Here is a 16,567-nt window from a genome sequence, read left to right on the forward strand (position 1 = left end):
AGCCGGCCAGATGGAGACCCGCCATGACCGATCCGAACCGCATCACGCTGTATTATTCGCCGCAAAGCCGCGCCACCGGCACGCGGGTGCTGCTGGAGGAACTGGGCGCGCCCTACGATCTTCATGTCCTCAACATGAAGGCCGGCGAGCAGCGCCAGCCGGCCTACCTCGCCACCAATCCGCTCGGCAAGGTGCCGGCGATCCACCATCGCGGGCAGCTTGTGACCGAGCAGGTCGCGATCACCATCTACCTCGCCGATTTGTTTCCGCAGGCCGGGCTCACGCCCGCGCTGAACGATCCGCTGCGCGGCCCGTATCTGCGCTGGATCGCCTATTACGGCGTCTCGTTCGAGCCGGCCCTGATCGACAAGTTCATGCAGCGCGAGCCGGCACCGATCACGCAATCGCCCTATGCGGACTATGACACCATGCTCGGCGCGCTCGAGGCGCAGCTGTCGAAGGGACCGTATCTGCTCGGCGAGCGCATGACGGCCGCGGATGTGCTGTGGGGCGTCGCGTTCAGCTGGACCATGATGTTCGGTATCGTGCCGAAGAAGGATGTGTTCGTCCGCTATGCCGAACGGATGACGGCGCGGCCGGCGTTCCAGCGCATCACTGCGGCCGATGCCGAGATGGCCGCGCAGCATGCTGCGGCGCTTCAGGGCTGAGTGATCCAAGGTTGAAGATGACGAAGCCGATGCACACGACCAACTGCTTCAACACCTTCATCCGGGTTGCTGAAGATTGTCCTGCGCGCACTGGCGAAGAGCCACCGCTGCGCGCGGGAAAATCGACGGTAGCGTGCCTGCAATATGGGATGATTGCCAAGGCGCCTTACAAATACACGTCCGACGACGTGATCTTCGCGACGTCTGCGCCAGGACGCGAACTCGCCGTAAAGGCGACTGAAACGGAGAAGCAGGCGGCCCGTGAAGCGTTCTTCTCCCGAGGGCAGGCGTGCATGAGGGCGTCAAGCCTGGGCAAGCGCTTCGGCTGGGGCGTTCATGCCGATAGCAAGGGCCGGATCGCGATCTATCCCATCGAGAGCAAACGCTACCAGGCGCTTGCCCGCGATCCCGAGCTTACGCAGGTGAGGGCGATGCGGTCGAAGCGGGCGTGATCAGAATTTTGGCGGCCGCTTCTCCGCGAACGCCTTGATGCCTTCCTTGATCTCGTCGCCGCGCATGCTGTCGCGGTGACGCTGGTCGGCGGCTTGCTGGTCGAGTTCGCCGCGGGCGAATTCGTTGATGGCGCGCTTCATGCCGCGCATCGCCTGCGGCGCGTTGCCCGCGAGTATGTTGGCGAGCCTGTCGACCTCCTCGTCGAGCGTGTCCTCCGGCACCATATCGGTGAGATAGCCGATCCGCAGCATCTCCGGCGCGCTGATCTTCTGCGCGGTCAGGAACAACCTTTTTGCATTGTCGACGCCGAGCCGCGTCACGTAGCGTTTGATGCCGCTGCTGTAATAGTGCAGCCCCAGCCGCGCCGCGGGCATGAACATCTCGGCGGTGTCGACGCCGATGCGGAAATCGCAGGCGAGCGCGAGGTCGGTCGCGCCGCCATAGACGCCGCCGTTGAGCCGGCAGATCGTGGGGACGCCGAGATCTTCCAGCCGGTTGACGACCACCTCGAACGCCGAGCCCGCGCTCTGCTGCTCGCTCGCACTGACCGCGCGCTCGGCAACGGAATTGAGATCATAGCCCGCGGAGAAGGCGCGCCCCGTGCCGGTCAGCACCAGCACGCGGATAGCAGGATCGGCCTCGACCCGGTCGAACAATTTGACCAGCTCGCCGAGATCCTCGGCCTGCAGCCGGTTGAGATGTTTGGGCCGGTTGAGGCGGATGGTGGCGCGCGCGCCAATGAGTTCGAGCACCGGGCCAGTGGCTGCGTCGGCTGTGTCCGACATTCTTGTCTCCATTATTGGCTTGTCGTCATTTATCTGTTTTCGAGCGTGCGCCGCTTCGCCTCGGCATCGATGGTCTCGGCGAGATCGGGATGCCGCGCCATCAGCACGCGGAAGTCGACGAGGTCGAGCACAAGAAGCCGCGACACCTTGGTGGTCGAGACATTGGCGCCGCGCAAATTGTTGCCGAGCAAGGCCATCTCGCCGAAGAAGGCGCCATCGCCGAGCTGCACCTTCTTGCCGGGCAGGTCGACCTCGACCTCGCCGGCGGCGATGAAATACATGCAGTCGCCCTGCGTACCCTTGCGGATGATCATGGTGCGCGCCGGCAGCTCCATGGTGCGCAGCATGTGGGTGACGTCGGCGATGGCGGCCGGTCCAAGTGCTGCAAAGAACGGCACCTTGCTGACGGATTCCCAGGTCTTGAGGAAATTGTCGCGCCGGGTCTCCGCGGCAAAGCCGGTTGCCAAAATACCGGTCCAGAGGCCGAACACACCGAGGCCGGAGATCATCACCAGCGCGGCCACCATGCGGCCGAGCGGCGTCACCGGCACGACGTCGCCATAACCCGTCGTCGTCAGGGTTGCGACGGCCCACCACAGCGCGGCCGGCACGCTGCCGAACGTCTGTGGCTGCACGTCGCGCTCCAGGAAATATTCGGCGACCGAGGCCAGGAAGACCACCATCAGGAAGATCACGAGCACGCTGAGCAGCGGCCCCGATTCGAGCACCAGCACGCGGCGGAGCTGCCGCAGGCCGGGAATGCCCGGCACCACCTTCAGCACCCAAAGCACGCTGAGCAGCCACGCCGTCCTGGGCTCGATCCCGAGAATCAGCGCGGCCGGCACGGCCAACGCACCGACCGCGTCGACCAGCCCGGCGGAGGAGGACATGTAGAGTGCAAGGCGCCCCTGTCGCGCCATATGGCGCAGCCGGACCACCCATTCGAACACGAAGTAGACGAGGCAGGCCCAAAGCAGGGCATCGACCCAGCGATGCGCCGTCTCATAGGCCGGGTTGACCGTCAGCAGCACCATGGCGAGCACGCCGACGGCGACGGCCACATAGGCCGCCCTGGTCATGTTGCGGCCGGCTGTGGCGGCCGCGAACTGGGCCAGAGCGGAGATCAGCGGCTTTGACATGCGGGAAGGCGGCTCGGTTTTGTCTTTGCGGTCCCCGGCTGGAACCTCGGTGCCAAAGTGCCTGCCCCGGTCGAGGCCGTCAACGACGGGCGCGGCCGCTGGCCACGTGCCGTTACTTGAAATGCGGCGGTTCGTCGTAGCCGCGACGGCTGCTGAAGAACAGCAGCACCATCAAGCCGATGCCGACGAGAACGGAAAACCCGGCCCCCAGCGCCAGCGCCACATAGCCCTCCGTCGGGATCGGCTCGCCCTCGACCGCCATCGCGGAGTAAGCGAAATAGCCAACCGCGGCCAACATTCCCAGCAGGAAGATGATGAGGAGTGCACGCATGGCGCGGTCTCCGGTTGATCGGAGAACAAACGGTTGTGGACGGGGACGGTTCCCGCACTAGGGTCCCCGGTCGTTCGCGGACGTGCCGGCAAGGCGTCGCCGCAGATCCTCAAATCGATAGGTCAGGCACTCTGAGCTGTCTTCACCACCACGACGTTGCTCTCGTCGTGGTGGGGAGGGGCCGCATCCTGAGCGGCCTTCTCGCCCTCGCCCGCATGGCGCTTGAGGTAGTCGCGGCGCATGCCGATCTCGTCGCGGACGAATTCGTAGCCGAGCTTGAAGGTGTCGAGCCCGTCGGTACTGATCGTGCCGTCTCGCAAGCCGATGACCGCGCCGCGCAAGATGCCTTCCAGCTCGTCCTGGAGACATTCGAGCTGGTCGAGCGAATGCGCGTGTTCGATTCGCTCGCCGATGTCGAGGATGGCGGTGGAAAGCTCGCTGGCCTTCTCCGGCGCGATCCGGGTGATCTTGGCGTAGATCGCGGCGAAGATCGAGCCGATGACGCTGAGCGCGGCAGCGCCCAGATACATCAGGTCGCTGTACTTATCCATGAACGACTTGGTGTCGTCGTTGATGTAGTCGGCCGCCCCTTGATGCGCCATCACGAAGGCGTCCTTCTCGACGGAGGCGGGTTCGATTCTGCTGGCAAAGCCGCTGTCGAGCCCGAGCGCGGACTTGTTCTCGTAGACGGTGCGCGCGAGCTCCCCGGCCGCCGTCGGCGACATCCTGGATTGGGCGACCAGCAACCATTCGAGCCCGATCGTGTCGAGATCGTCGTCGGGAATTTCCGGCGATGCAGACAGCGTGCCCGCCGTCAGCGTCTCGCTGGAAATGCCGGGGATCTTGCGCGCCAGCGCTTTCGCCTCGTCAATCGCGTTCAGCGTGAAGCCGCCGCGCCTGGCGACCTGCTCATACGCCTTGTCCCGCACCGCCTTCGAGGCGTGGACGATGGCGACGACCGCGCCAAAGCCGCTTGCCGGCGCGAACAGCTTGTCGAGCGTTGCGCCCGGCGGCGCCATCTGGATCTTCGCCGCGTCCGCGCCGTCGGGAATGTCGAGGATGCCGCGGACGAAGGCGAGCGATGATTCGTTGTCGGCGAGGACGGCGACCTTCTTCTTCTTCAGCTCGGCGAGCGACCTGATCTTCTTGTTTCCGGGCCCGAGCAGCAGCACGAGATCGTGCTCGAGGATTGCGAGCGTGCGCGCCCGCAGCGGCACCTTGGCGTCGGTGCGCAGCACCGCGAGGTCGGCCTGCTTGCGGTCGAACTGTGCGATCGCCTTGGCGTTGTCGGCGTTGTTGACGATCTTGATCCGGAAGCGCGAGGCGTTGTTCTTCAGGACGCTAGCGAGCTTGGCTGCGAACTGCGCCTCGTCGCTGTTGGCGGCGCCGACCGCAAAGGTCAGCGTCTCCGAATTGTGCACCAGCATGCGGCCGCCCCAGACGGTGGCAAGCGACAACAGCAGGGTCAGCACGACGTAGAGGAAGACCTGCTGCTGATTGGTCTTGATCACCTTGGGTCGCCGGGGCGGTGGCTCGATCGGCGATGAGGTCGGGCCCTCAGTACTCATGGCAGCACTCTGGCCTTATGCTTCCGGTGGCGGGCGGCTCGCGGATGCGATCGCTGCGGTCGCCCTGTAATTCGTAAACGTCTGAAAAAAGAACGATATTCTCTGCCGGCAATGATAGCGCGCAGGCTGCGGAATGCAAATTCCGAGCCGAAGGTAACCTTACTCAACCCGGCCGCGGCGATTGGTCATCCTATCACCAGTTAGCCACAGTTGGCGATTTTCCGGTTCCCCCCGGCTGCATTCCGCCGCGGGAGGTGTCATAAATCGCAAGTCCCGGCGATTTGACCGGTCCAGGAAGAGATTGCGCTGAAAGCTCCAATTCTTCTTGTCACGTCAACGAGGGCGCCTTGTCGTTTCCACCCCTGTCATCGGCGGTCCCGGTCGAAGCCCTCATTGGTTGGATGTTGCTGCTGACGTTCAAGCACGTCATCGCCGATTTCGTCCTCCAGACCGCCTGGATGGCGCATGGCAAGGACCAGAAGCACGGCTGGGCCCTGCCGCTCCTGGTGCACTGCCTGGTTCACCTTGCGGTTGCGCTGCCGCTGATCCTGATCGTGGCGCCGAGATTCTGGTTTGTGGCGCTGATCGACTTCGTGATCCACATCACGATCGACCGCGCCAAGGGCCTCGTCTCGGCCAATTTCGGTGTCGATCTTGCGCATCCCTGGTTCTGGACCCTGATCGGCATCGACCAGGCCCTGCACCATCTGACCGGCTTCGGCCTCTCCATCTTCATGGCGGCGAACTGAGCGCTGGCGGCCGTCTGGAGTGGCTGTCGGACTGCATGGTTCGAGACGGCGCTTCGCGCCTCCTCACCACGAGCTGAGAATCTTTCAGCAGAAGCAGACCTCATCCTGAGGGCCCGCCGAAGGCGGGCGTCTCGAAGGATTGCCGCAGAGAAAACCCTTTCCAGCCCATTGATTCGCGGCGAGGGTGCAAGGACCCCGGGTGACTACCGGGCAGCGTGGTTAACCTTTCATTAGAGAATTGCACTGCATCTTCCGAGACGAGGGAGAACTGCAATGTTTTCAAGCCGCGATACCTTTGAAGGCGATTCGTGCCCGGTCCGCGACGAACTCCTTGGCGAGATGTACCGCGCCAGCGAGAGTGGCCTGCCGAGGCTGGTTGAAAGTGTTTCCCCTGACGCGCGCGCCAGGCTGGCGCTGTTCTGCTATCGCCGCAGCCATCTGCATTCGCTGGCGGTCGCGATCGCAGGCAGCTGCAACGAGCGCGACCTGATCGAGAATGGCGGCCGTGTCGGTTCAACGCTCTACGCGCTCGCGCGCGAAGGCGCGGCGAAATCCTCGCCGTCGCTGTCCGGTGGGCGCAAACCGATCACGCTGTCGACCAAGCCGCTCTCGGTGCTCGCGCCGCTGGACGACGAGATCGACGACGAGATCAGCGAAGCCGTCCCGGCCTAAACGCTCGCGATCATTGGCAGCCCGAATTTCCGTCGCGCCATCGCGCATTCGGCGTCGCCCGGCATGCACGTGCGGCACACCTCCGGCCGCACTGCGTAGATGCCGCACGCGGTCGCTTGTCCGATCTCTCCCTGCAACGCCGAACAGCGATCGCCTTCGCAGCGCATGCCGGATTGACGGTCGTTGACGAGCGCTTCGGGAATCGCGGCGAGCTCCTCGTCGCTCTCGATCGAGAAGCGCGGCCAGTTCGCCGAATAGCCGCAGCAGGCGCCGCAACTCTGGCAGCAGCTCGACAGGTCGATGGGGGTGTTCTCGTCCATCGTCACGTATCCTTCACGTATCCTTGGGCGGGCCCCAGACCAGGCTCTGCCGCCATTTCGCGCGCAGCACGTCGCGCCTTTCCGGATATCTCTCGTCGGGATAGCTCGCACCCACGACGCGGTCGGTGCGGAAGCTGCGGAAGTCGCCGCGCAGCTCGCACCAGGCCGCGAGCAGGCGCACGGCTTCGAGATAGCCGATCGAAATCGGCCAGATCATGCGCTCGCTGGCGCGGCCCTGCTCGTCGCGATAGCGCAGCATGATCTTCTTGCCTTCGTGGATCTGGGTGCGTGTGCGCGCCATGTCCAGGCGGTCCGGCTCCCTGTTCCAGCTCGGCCGGGCCCGGCTTGCCGGCTCCAGCACGAAGGGACGCAGGCGCTCAGGGACAGTGTCGGCGATCTTGGCCATCAGATCTTCAGCCGCACGCGCCAGCGCGGGATCGGCATGGCCGGCGACCCATTGCGCGCCCAGCACCGCCGCCTCGATCTCGTCGGGTGTCAGCATCAAAGGCGGCAGGTCAAAACCCTTTTCCAGGATGTAACCCATGCCGGCTTCACCGCGGATCGGCACGCGCTGGCCGATCAGCGTGGCGATGTCGCGATAGATCGTGCGCTTCGAGGTCTCGAGCTCGGCCGCGATGGCGTCCGCCGTCAACGGCTTACGCGTGCGCCTCAGCACCTGGATGATTTGAAACAGCCGGTCGGCGCGTCTCATGACGGGTCTCTTGTCGGTGGTTTTTCAGAAGGTGGCGCGCGGCTGCTGACAGGATGTTGGCAGCAGGGGAGTTCTATACCGGGTCAACACGTCGACTGAAGAGGATTTGTCCATGATCATTCCAACTCATTTCGGCCCGGCCGCTGCGCTGTGGCGGATCCAGCCTTTACGGGTCCCGCCTTTGCAAGTCCTGCGTTTGCAAGTCCGAGCTTGGTGCGCATGGGCGTTCGGCCGCCTCGTATCCCTTGATCTCATGGTTCTCGACCTCCGCCTTGCGCTCGCGACAATGGTAGCTCGCTTCCTGGTCCAGGCCGCGGACGCGCTGGTCCGTCATGTCATGGCCCGCGCCTGGCGGGGGGCCCGTTTCGCAGAAGATATCACGGCTGCTGCCACCATGGTGGCAGCAGCCCGCGGTTAAGTTCCCTCAACTCTTTCGGTGGTTTCAGGAGAGCCTTCATGATCACGCTTTACGGCTTTGGCACCGGCTTCGGCCTGCCGGAAATCAGCCCCTTCGTCACCAAGACGGAGGTGCAGCTCAAGATGGCGGGATTGCCCTATCGGAAGGAGCGGGCGATGCCGCCCGCCTCTCCCAAGGGGCAGCTGCCTTTCATCGACGATGGCGGCGAGGCGGTGGCCGATTCCACCTTCATCCGCGCCCATATCGAGCGCCGCTACGGCTTCGATTTCGACGCCGGTCTGTCGCTCGTCGAGCGCGCGCAGGCTTGGGCGTTCGAGCGCATGATCGAGCATCACGTTTATTTTGCGCTGGTCGGGGCGCGCTGGGTCGACCCCGTCAACTTCGCCAAGGGGCCTGCGCATTTCTTCGACGGCGCGCCGGAGCACAATCGCGAGAAGTTGCGCGAGGACGCGCAATTCCGTGTCGCCGAGAACTATTTGCTCTCCGGATTAGGCCGTCACGCGCCCGATGACGACGTCGATCTCGCCGTGCGCTCGCTGTTTGCGCTCTCGGTGCAGCTCGGCGACAAGTCCTATCTGATGGGCAACAAGCCCTGCGGCGTCGATGCCACCGCCTTCGGTGCACTCGCAGGGATCCTGACGCCGTTCTTCGAATCCGCCCTGCGCCGTCGCGCCGAAGGATTTCCGAACCTCACCGCTTATGTCGACCGGATGATGGATAATTACTATCCGGAGTTCGCCTGGACCCCGCTGCGGCAGGCGGCGTAGGAAAGCGGAATATTCTCTTCGTCATGCCCGGGCTTGTCCCGGGCATCCACGTTCTTCGCGCCGTATGGCAAGGCGTGGATGGCCGGGACAAGCCCGGGCATGACGATCCATATGGCAATGCCATTCTAGGAACCAAAACAAAAAAGCCGGCCCATCGGGCCGGCTTTCGTCGTCTCAATCCCGCCGCGCGTCTATTTCACAAGCATGTACTTGCCGTTCTTCACCGTGAGCAGGATGCGCGAGCGCTCGTCGAGGCCGTAGCGGTCCTTCTCGGTGAAATTGTAGACACCCTGGCTCGCCGCAAGCTCCTTCTCCGACAGCAGCGCCTGGCGGATCGCTTCGCGGAATTCCGGCGTGCCGGGCTTGGCCGTCTTCAATGCAGCCGGGATGATGCGCTTGAGAATCTCGAACGCATCGTAAGAGTGACCGGCGAACTGGCTGCGGCTGTTCGGGCCGTACTTGGCTTCATAGGCCGAGTTGAGCGCGAGGCCCGGCTTCTTGGTGGCGGCTTCGTCCGGCTGGTCCTCGGGATCCATGACGGGACCAGAGGCCATCAGCACGCCTTCCGCCGCTTTGCCGGCGATGCGAATGAAGTCCATGCTGGCGGCGCCGTGGGTCTGGTAGATCAGGCCCTGATAGCCACGCTCGCGCAGCTCTGTCTGCGGCAGCGCGGCTGCGGTGCCGGAAGCGCCGACCAGAATGGCGTCGGGATTCGCCGCCACGAGCTTCAGCACCTGTCCGGTCACCGACGTGTCGGGGCGAGCGAAGCGCTCTTCGTCGGCGATGGTTATGCCCATCGGCACGGCCTGCGCCTTCAAATCGTTGAACCAGAGGTCGCCATAGGAGTCGGAATAGCCGATATAGCCGACGGTCTTCACGCCCTTGGCCTTCATGTGGTCGTACAGCACCTTGCCCACAATCGGGATCGGCTGCGGCATCGCCACCGACCACTTCATGCGCTCCGGCGTGATCGGGAACGGCGCCAGGCCGAAATGCGGAATGCCGGCTTCGTTGGCGACGTTCGACACTGCGATGGTCGGCGGCGTCAGCGCCGAGCCCATGATGATGTCGGCCTTGGATTCGGTCACGAAGCGGCGGGCGTTGGTGGTTGCGGTGGTGGGATCGCCACCGTCGTCGAGCACGATCACCTTCAGCGGCACGCCGCCGATCTCCTTCGGCACGAACTCAAGCGCATTGCGCTCGGGAATGCCCAGCGCTGCGCCCGGGCCGGTCGTGGTGGTGGTGATGCCGATGGTGACCTCGGCGGTCTGAGCCAAAGCGGGCACGGCGGGCAGCGCAAGCGCGGCCGCGGTGACGGCGGCGGTCAGGTAAAAGCGTTTCATCTATTCCTCCCTTTATGTGTTTCTTTGAAAGCAGAAATCGGGGGGTAATTCAGCCCCCTCTTTTGGTGATGTGGCGATTTAGCTCCGGGCCTCGCTCCCCGTGAATTTGGCTACCATTTCCGCAGGAAACGGTGCCGATTTCAGTTTGTCGGGGTTAACGGGGTCGCGCCCGACCAGGACACGGGTCTCGAAACCCTCGATCGCCAGCGCCTCGCCCTTGAAGACGCTGTGCTTCACCTCGAAGCTCGAGCGCTTGATGCTCTCGATCTTGGTTTCGATGGTGATCCAGTCGCCATAAGTCGAGGGGATGTAGAACTTGGCGCGCGTGTCGACCATGGGAATGCCCACCAAGCCGTATTTCTTGACCAGGTCCTGCTTGGAGAAGCCGGCGACTTCGAACAGGGTCGACGTCGAATCGTCGAACATCGCGAAATAGCGCGGGTAATAGACGATGTTGGCGGGGTCGCAGTCACCCCACTGGATCTGGACGTCGCGCCGGTTCACGAACATATGCCGCGCCCTATTTCGGCGCCATGCGCAGCGAGCCGTCGAGGCGCACCACTTCGCCGTTGAGGTAGGAATTCTCGACCATGTGCAGGGCGAGCGCCGCGAACTCGTCGGCGTGGCCGAGCCGGCGCGGGAACGGGATTGCGGCGGCGAGCGAGTCCTGGGCTTCCTGCGGCAGGTTGGCGAGCAGCGGCGTGAGGAACAGGCCGGGCGCGATCGTCAGCACGCGGACGCCGAACTGCGCCAACTCGCGCGCGATCGGCAGCGTCATGCCGACGATGCCGCCCTTGGAGGCCGAATAGGCCGATTGCCCGATCTGGCCGTCATAAGCGGCAACGGACGCCGTGTTGATGATGACTCCGCGCTCGCCGGTCGCCTGCGGCTCGAGCTTGGACATCTCGTTCGCGGCAAGGCGGAGCATGTTGAAGGTGCCGATCAAATTGACCTTGATCACCTTGTCGAAATCGGCGAGCGCCATCGGGCCGTCGCGGCCGACGACGCGCTTGGCCACGCCGATGCCGGCGCAATTGACCAACACGCGCGCGGGTCCATGGACCTTGGTCGCCTGCGCGATCGCAGCTTCAGCGGAAGCCGCATCGGAAACGTCGCAGGTCACCGCGACGCCCTTGATCTCGGCGGCAACAGTTTCGGCGAGCTTGGCATTGAGATCGCACACCGCGACCCGGGCGCCCTGCGCCGCCAGCTTACGCGCGGTCGCCGCGCCCAGTCCCGACGCGCCGCCGGTGACGATGACAGCCTGATCCTTCAACAACATGGCGTTCTCCCTGGTGCGACGTTTTCTTAGCCGACCGATATCACACGGTCCGATGGATTGGCAGCGTAGAGCTCCTCGATCAGCAGGCTGCGATGCTCGAGCACCGCGCGCTGGTTGATCGAGCCCTTGTCGGTGACCTCGCCCTTGTCGATCGAGAGTGGCGTGTCCATGAGGATCGCGCGCGTGATCCGCGTCGAGGATCCCGTGGCCGCGCCGAGAAAGCGGGTCAGGCGTTCGCGAAATGCCTCGCGCACCAGCCGGTCGCGGGTCGCGACGACGAGATCGTCGGTCGGCAGCGTCGGGTTGATCAGCCGGCAGCCGTCGAGATCGAGTACGACGAGCGCGGAAACCTCGTCACGGTTGATGCCGGCGATGACGACGTCGCGCACCAGTGGTGCGCAGGCCGCAACGAAGCGCGCGCGCAACGGGCCGACGCTGACCCAGGTGCCGCTGCCAAGCTTGAAATCCTCGCCGATGCGGCCGTCGAAATCGAAGCCGGCATTGAGATCGTCGGAATCCACGGGCTTGAGGGCGTCGCCCAGCTTGTAGAAGCCTTCTTCGTCGAACGAATTTGCGGTGATGTCGGGCTGGCGCCAGTAGCCGGGCATCACGTTCGGCCCCTTGCAACGAACTTCCATCTTGCCGTTGTTCGGCACCAGCTTGGCGTCGTTGCCGGATACGGGAAGCCCGACATGGCCGGAGCGGCTGGTGCGCGGGTTGACCGACATGAAGAACGGCGCGGTCTCGGTTGCACCAAGCCCGGTCAGCATCGGCACGCGGTAGCCTTTTTCCTTCACCGCGAGCTCGTCGAGGCTGTTCCAGACGAACGGCGACAGGGCCGCGCCCGAGAAGAACATCGCGTGCAGCCGGTCGAAGAATTTCGCGCGCAGGCCCTGGTCGTCGCGCAGATAGGGCAGCAGCGACTCGTAGCCCTTGGGGACGTTGAAATAGACGGTCGGCGATATCTCCTGGAGATTGCGCACGGTTTCCTCGATGCCTCCAGGCACCGGCTTGCCGGCATCGAGATACATCGAGCCGCCATTGTAGAGCGTCAGCCCGATGTTGTGGTTGCCGCCAAAAGTGTGATTCCAGGGCAGCCAGTCGATGATGACGGGCGGCTCGTCCTTGAGGAAGGCGAGCGTCTCGCGCAGCATCACCTGGTTGGCGCAGATCATGCGCTGGGTGTTGATGACCGCCTTGGGGTTGCCGGTCGAGCCCGAGGTCAGCAGGAATTTCGCGATGGTGTCGGGGCCGATCTTGCCGTGGACCTCGTCCAGATCGGCGCGGATCGGGGTTGCCATGAGGTCGGCGAGCAAGGTGACGTCGCGGCCCGGCACGCGGCCGTAGGACGCGGCGATCTCGGTGCCGAGCGAGACGTTGGCCGCGAGCGCGTCGGCGAACTTGTCGGCGTCCTCAGCGAAGACGAGGCCGGGCGTCAGCAGCTTCATCAAATAGGAGAGCTTGCCGTAATCCTTCGACACCAGCGAATAGGCCGGCGACACCGGGCAGAACGGAATGCCGGCATAAAACGCGCCGAACGCCAGCAATGCATGGTCGATCGAATTGCCGGAGAGGATGACGACCGGGCGCTCGGCCGACAACCCGCGCGCAATGAGTCCTGAGGCAATGTGCCGGCTCGCGGCGAGCAGCTCGGCATAGCTGATCTTGCGCCAGGAGCGGCCACCTTCGCGCTCGGCCATGAACACGCGATCGGGCGTCGCGCTCGCCCAGTGATGCAGGCGGTCGGTGATGCGGGCCGGATAATCGCCGAGCGGCTGTTTGGGCCGCAGGTAAATCGTGCCGTCGTCGCGCCGCTCGATATTCACGACGGGATCGCCGAATGAAATGGGCCGCAGCGGGGAAGTGCTCGCGCCGCGCTCCATGCTGGAAGAGGACGACGGCTGCGCGCTCATGATTTCGGCTTCACCTTTGCGGTCTTGTGTTCGAGGAACTCGCGGATCCTGCGCTTGGCTTCCTTGTCGCTCTGCGCCACCGTCGCCATCAGCGATTCCATCAACAGGCCGGCCTGCGGATTGGCCTCCGCGATCATCGGGAGTGCCTGGAGCACGGCGAAATTGGTCAGCGGCGCGTTGGAGGCGACCTTGGTCGCAAGCTCCATCGCCTTGCCGAGCCCGTTGCCGGCTTCCGTGACATATTGCGCAAAGCCGTAGGAGGTGCCTTCGGTCGCGGAATAGACGCGGCCGGTCAGCATCATGTCCATCATCCTGGCGACGCCAATCAGCCGCGGCAGGCGCACCGAACCGCCGCCCCCGACGAAGATGCCGCGCTGCCCTTCCGGCAGCGCGAAATAGGTCGAGGGTTCGGCGACACGGATATGAGCCGCACAGGCGAGCTCCAGCCCGCCGCCGATCACGGCGCCCCTCAGCGCGGCGATCACGGGCACGCGGCTGTACTGGATGCGGTCGAACACCCGGTGCCACATCTGGGAATGGAGAAGGCCGCCGGTGGCATCATGGTCGGTCAGTTCGGAGAGATCGAGACCGCTGGAAAAATGGTCGCCGATGCCGTGGATGACGACCGCGCCGATATCCTCGGGCAGGGACGCAAAACACTCGCCGATTTCCAGGATGATGCCGTCGTTGAGCGCATTGCGCTTGGCCGGCCGGTTCAGGCCGACGGTCAAAACCCGGTCCGCCCGCTCGATCCTCAAAAGCCCGGAGGCGTCCGCGTCAGCGGTCTCGGCGTTTCCCTGTGTCATTTGCGTCCTTGTCAGAATAGTTATGTTGTATAACGAATTCAGGGGGAGTCAATACGGCTGACAGCGGGGAGGCCGATGCAGTAGTCCGGAAAAGGACGAAACGCGGGTGCAGAGACCCTGCCCGAATGCCCGACACACAGGCTTGGGATAAATGTCGCGGACGCCGATGCTATCCGGCCGCTACGCCTTGGTTCCGCTTTGGGGTTGCGCCACAAGATTGATACCCATGGCGTGGAGAACTTTTATCACAGTGCCGAATTCGGGTTTGGCCTCGCCGCCAAGCGAGCGATACAAGTTCTCACGGGATAGACCGGCCTTTTCGGCAATGGCGCCCATGCCCTGAGAGCGGGCGACGGCGCCGATTGCCATCGTTATTGCGGACGGATCGTCGGATTCAAAGGCTTCGGTGAGATAGGCCGCAACCATCTCGGGGCTGTCGAGGTACTCCGCAGCATCAAATGATTTCACTTTTGCCATTGCTCAGACCTCCAATTCGCTCGCGATCTTCTTTGCCAACGCTATGTCCCCTGGCTGAGAGCCTTTATCGCCACCGCAAAGAAGAACGATGATTTCCTCGCCTCGGGCAACGTAGTAGATCCGGTATCCGGCGCCCTCGTGAACTCTCATTTCGCTGATGCCGCCTCCGACCGGAGCAACGTCTCCGGGATTGCCGAGCGCCAGCCGATCGATCCGGGCGAGGATTTTTGCCTTCGCTCTCCGGTCTCGCAGGTTTCTAAGCCAGTCAGAGAATTCGTCGGTTCTCTTGATCGTCAGCATCTGTAGCGTATACGCTACAGGCCCCGTGATGTCAATGGACTAGCCGGCTTGGTGTGGCGCGACGCGTTCACATCACCTGATGCACGTCGATCACGACGCGGTCGGCATGCCGCGCTGCCGAGCCGACGAAGATGTGTTGCATCAGCCAGCGGTATTTCTCATCCCCGGTCTCGAACTTCGGCACGGTGCGGAAATAGATCTGCTTCGGGTCGACCGGCTCGCCGCGCTTGAGCTTTTGCAACAGCTCGACCGGACCGAAGCGCATGCCCTTGTTCTCGACATAGACAATGGCGCCGTCGTCGGTCTCGAACGCGTATTTCGCTTCGAGATCAATCAGCTCATTCGGGCGGATGGTCTGGAAGTCGGCGCCGAACGGCAGCACCTTGCCGGTGATCGCGCCCGTCACCTCGCCGCCGATGATCGGGATGATGCGGCGAATGCCGATGCCGGTCTCGCCGGCGGTGACGACGTCGCCGATGCGTGCGGTGACGGTAAAGACGTATCTGGTTTCCAGCGCCGGCATGGTCATCGCTTCACCCCTCTCAATGCGCCATCATCCGCGTCGGCAGCCACGTCGCCAGCAACGGGAAGGCGATCAGGATCACCAGGCGCACGAGGTCTGTCGCCACGAACGGGATCACGCCCCTGAAGATCGTGGAGAAGGAGACGTCCTTCACCACGCTTTTGATGACAAAGACGTTCATGCCCACCGGCGGATGGATCAGTCCGAGCTCGACCGTCATGACGATGATGACGCCGAACCAGATCGGGTCGAAACCGAGATGCATGATCACGGGGAAGATGATCGGCACGGTGAGGATGATCATCGCCATGGCGTCCATCAGGCAGCCGAGCACGAGATACATCACCATGATCAGCGCCAACACGCCGTAGGGGCCCAGCCCAAGGCCGGTGAGGAATTCCGTCACCTTCTGCGGGGTCTGCGTCACCGTGAGGAAATAGCCGAAGATCAGCGCGCCGATCAGCACGGTGAACACGGCGGCCGCCGTGCGCGTCGCCTGGAGCAGCGAGGCCAGAATCTTCTCGCGGTCGAGCCGGCCGGTCGCCACGCCGATGATGAAGGCGCCGGCCGCGCCGACGCCGCCGGCTTCCGTCGGCGTGAAGCGCGGCAAATAGGGCAGGCCGTAGAGGCCGCCGATCACGAACACGAACAGCAGCACCGGCGCCCAGATGTCCTTCAGGCCGGCGAAGCGCTCGCGCCACGGCAGCACCTTGCCCTTGGGCAGAAAGTCCGTCCGGAAATAGCCGATCAGGAAGATCGTGATCATGTACATGGTCATCGCCAGGATACCCGGGATGATGCCGGCGATGAACAGCTTGCCGATGTCCTGCTCGGTGATGATGCCGTAGACGGCGAGCACGGTGGAGGGCGGCAGCATCGCGCCCAGCGTGCCGCCGGCTGCGATCACGCCGGTGGCAAACGATTGCGGATAGCCGAAGCGGCGCATCTCGGGGTACGCGACTGCGGAGAAGGTCGCTGCGGTCGCGACCGAGGAGCCGCAGATCGCGGCAAAGCCGCCGCAGGCGCCGACGGTGGCGATGCCGAGTCCGCCGCGCAAATGGCCGACAAAGCCGTTGGCGGCGCGGAACAGCTCGCGGCTCATACCGGAATTGCTGACGAAGGAGCCCATCAGCAGAAACATCGGAATGACGCCGAACGTGTAGTCGGTCACCGTGCGCATCGAGGTCTGGCCGACCAGCTTCAGCGCCGGCGTGGCGCCGACGAGATAGGAGAAGCCGGAGACGCCGACAAGGCCCATGGCCATGCCGACCGGCACGCGCAGCAGCATCAGGGCGAACAGGGAAACAAAGCCGATTACGGCGACGGCATCGGTGCTCATGA

General features: G+C 64.1%; 21 protein-coding genes. 6 read left to right on the forward strand and 15 right to left on the reverse strand.

All coding sequences use genetic code 11. The features are described from left to right. Window positions 1-23: 23 nt before the first annotated feature. Both AC0L20_RS17845 and AC0L20_RS17850 read left to right on the forward strand, forming a co-directional pair. Window positions 24-668, forward strand: a complete 645-nt coding sequence (locus AC0L20_RS17845) for a glutathione S-transferase family protein (protein ID WP_473290236.1) — start codon at window positions 24-26, stop codon at window positions 666-668. A 17-nt stretch (window positions 669-685) separates the two neighbouring features. Further along, window positions 686-1,120: a DUF6157 family protein gene (locus tag AC0L20_RS17850; protein WP_473290238.1), complete on the forward strand. Its 435-nt coding sequence runs from the start codon at window positions 686-688 to the stop codon at window positions 1,118-1,120. Here AC0L20_RS17850 and AC0L20_RS17855 read toward each other — a convergent pair whose 3' ends face one another. The 4 genes from AC0L20_RS17855 to AC0L20_RS17870 all read right to left on the reverse strand — a co-directional run bounded on the left by AC0L20_RS17855 (window position 1,121) and on the right by AC0L20_RS17870 (window position 4,944). Continuing rightward, window positions 1,121-1,906: an enoyl-CoA hydratase/isomerase family protein gene (locus tag AC0L20_RS17855; RefSeq protein ID WP_473290240.1), complete on the reverse strand. Its 786-nt coding sequence runs from the start codon at window positions 1,904-1,906 to the stop codon at window positions 1,121-1,123. It abuts the gene before it with no gap. A 29-nt stretch (window positions 1,907-1,935) separates the two neighbouring features. Continuing rightward, window positions 1,936-3,045, reverse strand: a complete 1,110-nt coding sequence (locus AC0L20_RS17860) for a cyclic nucleotide-gated ion channel (protein WP_473290242.1) — start codon at window positions 3,043-3,045, stop codon at window positions 1,936-1,938. A gap of 112 nt (window positions 3,046-3,157) precedes the next feature. Continuing rightward, complete coding sequence (locus AC0L20_RS17865; RefSeq protein ID WP_007605264.1) at window positions 3,158-3,376, reverse strand: hypothetical protein; 219 nt, start codon at window positions 3,374-3,376, stop codon at window positions 3,158-3,160. 122 nt (window positions 3,377-3,498) lie between these two features. Continuing rightward, window positions 3,499-4,944, reverse strand: a complete 1,446-nt coding sequence (locus AC0L20_RS17870; protein ID WP_473290244.1) for a TAXI family TRAP transporter solute-binding subunit — start codon at window positions 4,942-4,944, stop codon at window positions 3,499-3,501. A 401-nt stretch (window positions 4,945-5,345) separates the two neighbouring features. Here AC0L20_RS17870 and AC0L20_RS17875 point away from each other — a divergent pair, with 401 nt between their 5' ends. Beyond that, window positions 5,346-5,693 carry a DUF3307 domain-containing protein gene (locus AC0L20_RS17875; RefSeq protein ID WP_456769740.1) on the forward strand — a complete coding sequence of 116 codons (348 nt, stop codon included), beginning with the start codon at window positions 5,346-5,348 and terminating at the stop codon, window positions 5,691-5,693. 273 nt (window positions 5,694-5,966) lie between these two features. Beyond that, window positions 5,967-6,365, forward strand: a complete 399-nt coding sequence (locus tag AC0L20_RS17880) for a hypothetical protein (RefSeq protein ID WP_007599645.1) — start codon at window positions 5,967-5,969, stop codon at window positions 6,363-6,365. Here the strand turns inward: AC0L20_RS17880 and AC0L20_RS17885 are convergent. Next, complete coding sequence (locus AC0L20_RS17885; RefSeq protein WP_473290246.1) at window positions 6,362-6,685, reverse strand: YkgJ family cysteine cluster protein; 324 nt, start codon at window positions 6,683-6,685, stop codon at window positions 6,362-6,364. The genes AC0L20_RS17880 and AC0L20_RS17885 overlap by 4 nt on opposite strands. 13 nt (window positions 6,686-6,698) lie before the next feature. Then, complete coding sequence (locus AC0L20_RS17890) at window positions 6,699-7,397, reverse strand: helix-turn-helix transcriptional regulator (RefSeq protein WP_473290248.1); 699 nt, start codon at window positions 7,395-7,397, stop codon at window positions 6,699-6,701. A 112-nt stretch (window positions 7,398-7,509) separates the two neighbouring features. Between AC0L20_RS17890 and AC0L20_RS17895 the strand changes: the two genes are divergently transcribed. Both AC0L20_RS17895 and AC0L20_RS17900 read left to right on the forward strand, forming a co-directional pair. Beyond that, a complete protein-coding gene (locus AC0L20_RS17895) occupies window positions 7,510-7,815 on the forward strand; it encodes a hypothetical protein (protein ID WP_473290250.1) in 306 nt (101 codons plus the stop codon). Window positions 7,816-7,853: 38 nt separating this feature from the next. Further along, window positions 7,854-8,582 carry a glutathione S-transferase family protein gene (locus AC0L20_RS17900; protein WP_473290252.1) on the forward strand — a complete coding sequence of 243 codons (729 nt, stop codon included), beginning with the start codon at window positions 7,854-7,856 and terminating at the stop codon, window positions 8,580-8,582. Window positions 8,583-8,773: 191 nt separating this feature from the next. Here the strand turns inward: AC0L20_RS17900 and AC0L20_RS17905 are convergent, their stop codons facing one another. From AC0L20_RS17905 to AC0L20_RS17945, 9 genes are all read right to left on the reverse strand, one after another. After that, window positions 8,774-9,925, reverse strand: coding sequence for an ABC transporter substrate-binding protein (locus AC0L20_RS17905; protein ID WP_473290254.1), 1,152 nt, complete (start codon window positions 9,923-9,925; stop codon window positions 8,774-8,776). Between the two features lie 78 nt (window positions 9,926-10,003). Further along, window positions 10,004-10,435 carry an acyl-CoA thioesterase gene (locus AC0L20_RS17910; RefSeq protein WP_018458463.1) on the reverse strand — a complete coding sequence of 144 codons (432 nt, stop codon included), beginning with the start codon at window positions 10,433-10,435 and terminating at the stop codon, window positions 10,004-10,006. 10 nt (window positions 10,436-10,445) lie between these two features. Further along, window positions 10,446-11,207: an SDR family NAD(P)-dependent oxidoreductase gene (locus AC0L20_RS17915; RefSeq protein ID WP_473290256.1), complete on the reverse strand. Its 762-nt coding sequence runs from the start codon at window positions 11,205-11,207 to the stop codon at window positions 10,446-10,448. 26 nt (window positions 11,208-11,233) lie between these two features. Further along, entirely contained in the window at window positions 11,234-13,120 is a 1,887-nt protein-coding gene (locus AC0L20_RS17920) for a feruloyl-CoA synthase (protein WP_473290258.1), read from the reverse strand. Then, on the reverse strand, window positions 13,117-13,926 hold the full coding sequence (locus AC0L20_RS17925; protein WP_473290260.1) for a crotonase/enoyl-CoA hydratase family protein: 810 nt from the start codon (window positions 13,924-13,926) through the stop codon (window positions 13,117-13,119). The genes AC0L20_RS17920 and AC0L20_RS17925 overlap by 4 nt, the downstream gene beginning before the upstream one ends. A gap of 180 nt (window positions 13,927-14,106) precedes the next feature. Next, on the reverse strand, window positions 14,107-14,403 hold the full coding sequence (locus AC0L20_RS17930; RefSeq protein ID WP_473290262.1) for an addiction module antidote protein: 297 nt from the start codon (window positions 14,401-14,403) through the stop codon (window positions 14,107-14,109). 3 nt (window positions 14,404-14,406) lie between these two features. Then, window positions 14,407-14,703 (reverse strand): type II toxin-antitoxin system RelE/ParE family toxin, encoded by a 297-nt coding sequence (locus AC0L20_RS17935; RefSeq protein WP_473290264.1) that lies wholly within the window; start codon window positions 14,701-14,703, stop codon window positions 14,407-14,409. Window positions 14,704-14,770: 67 nt separating this feature from the next. After that, window positions 14,771-15,232, reverse strand: coding sequence for a DUF3237 domain-containing protein (locus AC0L20_RS17940; RefSeq protein WP_473290266.1), 462 nt, complete (start codon window positions 15,230-15,232; stop codon window positions 14,771-14,773). A gap of 13 nt (window positions 15,233-15,245) precedes the next feature. Further along, window positions 15,246-16,565, reverse strand: a complete 1,320-nt coding sequence (locus tag AC0L20_RS17945) for a TRAP transporter large permease (RefSeq protein WP_473290268.1) — start codon at window positions 16,563-16,565, stop codon at window positions 15,246-15,248. Between the last annotated feature and the right edge of the window lie 2 nt (window positions 16,566-16,567).

Source organism: Bradyrhizobium sp. Kon58 (assembly GCF_055807455.1).

Bases quoted from the DNA above. Each gene is read 5' to 3' on its own strand.
- AC0L20_RS17880 (WP_007599645.1), top strand. From the start codon at position 5,967: ATGTTTTCAAGCCGCGATACCTTTGAAGGCGATTCGTGCCCGGTCCGC.
- AC0L20_RS17885 (WP_473290246.1), bottom strand. From the start codon at position 6,685: ATGGACGAGAACACCCCCATCGACCTGTCGAGCTGCTGCCAGAGTTGC.
- AC0L20_RS17915 (WP_473290256.1), bottom strand. From the start codon at position 11,207: ATGTTGTTGAAGGATCAGGCTGTCATCGTCACCGGCGGCGCGTCGGGA.
- AC0L20_RS17850 (WP_473290238.1), top strand. From the start codon at position 686: ATGACGAAGCCGATGCACACGACCAACTGCTTCAACACCTTCATCCGG.
- AC0L20_RS17935 (WP_473290264.1), bottom strand. From the start codon at position 14,703: ATGCTGACGATCAAGAGAACCGACGAATTCTCTGACTGGCTTAGAAAC.
- AC0L20_RS17845 (WP_473290236.1), top strand. From the start codon at position 24: ATGACCGATCCGAACCGCATCACGCTGTATTATTCGCCGCAAAGCCGC.
- AC0L20_RS17925 (WP_473290260.1), bottom strand. From the start codon at position 13,926: ATGACACAGGGAAACGCCGAGACCGCTGACGCGGACGCCTCCGGGCTT.
- AC0L20_RS17905 (WP_473290254.1), bottom strand. From the start codon at position 9,925: ATGAAACGCTTTTACCTGACCGCCGCCGTCACCGCGGCCGCGCTTGCG.
- AC0L20_RS17870 (WP_473290244.1), bottom strand. From the start codon at position 4,944: ATGAGTACTGAGGGCCCGACCTCATCGCCGATCGAGCCACCGCCCCGG.
- AC0L20_RS17860 (WP_473290242.1), bottom strand. From the start codon at position 3,045: ATGTCAAAGCCGCTGATCTCCGCTCTGGCCCAGTTCGCGGCCGCCACA.
- AC0L20_RS17890 (WP_473290248.1), bottom strand. From the start codon at position 7,397: ATGAGACGCGCCGACCGGCTGTTTCAAATCATCCAGGTGCTGAGGCGC.
- AC0L20_RS17940 (WP_473290266.1), bottom strand. From the start codon at position 15,232: ATGACCATGCCGGCGCTGGAAACCAGATACGTCTTTACCGTCACCGCA.
- AC0L20_RS17875 (WP_456769740.1), top strand. From the start codon at position 5,346: ATGTTGCTGCTGACGTTCAAGCACGTCATCGCCGATTTCGTCCTCCAG.
- AC0L20_RS17895 (WP_473290250.1), top strand. From the start codon at position 7,510: ATGATCATTCCAACTCATTTCGGCCCGGCCGCTGCGCTGTGGCGGATC.
- AC0L20_RS17930 (WP_473290262.1), bottom strand. From the start codon at position 14,403: ATGGCAAAAGTGAAATCATTTGATGCTGCGGAGTACCTCGACAGCCCC.
- AC0L20_RS17910 (WP_018458463.1), bottom strand. From the start codon at position 10,435: ATGTTCGTGAACCGGCGCGACGTCCAGATCCAGTGGGGTGACTGCGAC.
- AC0L20_RS17865 (WP_007605264.1), bottom strand. From the start codon at position 3,376: ATGCGTGCACTCCTCATCATCTTCCTGCTGGGAATGTTGGCCGCGGTT.
- AC0L20_RS17855 (WP_473290240.1), bottom strand. From the start codon at position 1,906: ATGTCGGACACAGCCGACGCAGCCACTGGCCCGGTGCTCGAACTCATT.
- AC0L20_RS17945 (WP_473290268.1), bottom strand. From the start codon at position 16,565: ATGAGCACCGATGCCGTCGCCGTAATCGGCTTTGTTTCCCTGTTCGCC.
- AC0L20_RS17900 (WP_473290252.1), top strand. From the start codon at position 7,854: ATGATCACGCTTTACGGCTTTGGCACCGGCTTCGGCCTGCCGGAAATC.
- AC0L20_RS17920 (WP_473290258.1), bottom strand. From the start codon at position 13,120: ATGAGCGCGCAGCCGTCGTCCTCTTCCAGCATGGAGCGCGGCGCGAGC.